Here is a 1,901-nt window from a genome sequence, read left to right as displayed (position 1 = left end):
CGTCTCGCGGCGGCGTTGACGCCCGAGGTGGATGCGGTGCTGGCGCGGTATCCGTTGCGTGAACTGGTGACGTCCTCGGATCCGTTGCCGTTGGTGGTGGAGCGGGAGCGGGCGTTGTTCGGGTCGTGGTACGAGTTCTTCCCGCGGTCGGAGGGGACGCCGGAGCGGCCGCACGGCACGTTCCGGACGGCGGCGCGGCGGTTGCCGGTGATCGCGGGGATGGGTTTCGACGTGGTGTATCTGCCGCCGGTCCATCCGATCGGGACGACGTTCCGCAAGGGGCCGAACAACGCGTTGTCGGCGGGGCCGGGGGATGTGGGGGTGCCGTGGGCGATCGGGTCGCCGGAGGGCGGCCATGACGCGGTGCACCCGGATCTGGGGACGATCGAGGATTTCGACTGGTTCGTGGGTCGGGCGCGGGAGGTGGGGCTGGAGGTGGCCCTGGATTTCGCGTTGCAGTGTTCGCCGGATCATCCGTGGGTGGACAAGCATCCGGAGTGGTTCCGGCACCGGCCGGACGGGTCGATCGCGTATGCGGAGAATCCGCCGAAGAAGTACCAGGACATCTATCCGGTCCATTTCGATGCGGACATGGACGGGCTGGTGGCGGAGACGCTGCGGGTGCTGCGGTTCTGGATGGGGCATGGGGTGCGGATCTTCCGGGTGGACAATCCGCACACCAAGCCGGTGGTGTTCTGGGAGCGGGTGATCGGGGACATCAACGCCACGGATCCGGATGTGGTCTTCCTGGCGGAGGCGTTCACGCGGCCGGCGATGATGCACACGCTGGCGAAGATCGGGTTCCAGCAGTCCTACACGTATTTCACGTGGCGGAACTCGAAGCAGGAGCTGACGGAGTATCTGAGCGAGCTCTGCGGTGAGGCGGCGGCGTACATGCGGCCGAACTTCTTCGTGAACACGCCGGACATCCTGCATGCGTATCTGCAGCACGGGGGGCGGCCCGCGTTCGAGGTGCGGGCGGTGCTGGCGGCGACGCTGTCGCCGACCTGGGGTGTCTACAGCGGGTACGAGTTGTGCGAGAACGTGCCGCTGCGGGAGGGCAGCGAGGAGTACCTGGACTCGGAGAAGTACCAGCTCAAGCCCCGCGACTGGGAAGCGGCCGAACGCGAGGGACGCAGCATCGCGCCCCTGATCACCAGGCTGAACGAGATCCGCCGGAACAGTCCGGCGTTGCGGCAGCTGCGGGATCTGCACTTCCACCACGCGGACAAGGACGCGGTGATCGTCTACTCCAAGCGTTCGGGTTCGAACACGGTTCTGGTGGTCGTGAACCTCGACCCCCACCACACCCAGGAGGCGACGGTCTCGTTGGACATGCCGCGACTCGGCCTCGACTGGCACGAGACCGTCCCGGTGCGCGACGAGCTCACCGGTGTCATCCATCACTGGGGCAGGGCCAACTATGTACGTCTCACGCCGGGCGATAGCCCCGCGCACGTGCTGACCGTCCTGCGACCGTCCTCACCGCAGATCGGAGGGTCACCCACACGATGATCGTCAACGAGCCCGTTCCGGACACCTTCGAGGACACTCCCGCCGCGGAGCGCGACCCGGAGTGGTTCAAGCGTGCCGTCTTCTACGAGGTCCTGGTCAGGTCCTTCCAGGACAGCAACGGTGACGGCGTGGGCGACCTGAAGGGGCTGACCGCGAAACTGGACTACCTGCAGTGGCTGGGCATCGACTGCCTGTGGCTGCCGCCGTTCTTCAAGTCGCCGCTCAGGGACGGTGGTTACGACGTCTCCGACTACACGGCGGTGCTGCCGGAGTTCGGGGACCTGGCGGACTTCGTGGAGTTCGTCGACGCCGCCCACCAGCGGGGCATGCGCGTGATCATCGACTTCGTGATGAACCACACCAGCGACCAGCACCCGTGGTTCCAG

General features: G+C 66.7%; 2 protein-coding genes. Both read left to right on the top strand.

Going from position 1 to position 1,901, the window contains the following annotated elements:
* The coding region (locus ACFYZJ_RS39355; RefSeq protein ID WP_388577208.1) for an alpha-1,4-glucan--maltose-1-phosphate maltosyltransferase at positions 1 to 1,515 on the top strand (1,515 nt) is incomplete at its 5' end.
* A partial coding sequence (locus ACFYZJ_RS39350; RefSeq protein WP_388577205.1) for an alpha-amylase family glycosyl hydrolase occupies positions 1,512 to 1,901 on the top strand: 390 nt, incomplete at its 3' end. The genes ACFYZJ_RS39355 and ACFYZJ_RS39350, both read left to right, overlap by 4 nt.

Source organism: Streptomyces sp. NPDC001848, from assembly GCF_042891915.1.
In the GTDB taxonomy this organism is placed as follows: Bacteria; Actinomycetota; Actinomycetes; order Streptomycetales; family Streptomycetaceae; genus Streptomyces.
Note: the sequence above shows the minus strand (reverse complement) of the source record. Positions and strands in the feature narration are given on the sequence as shown.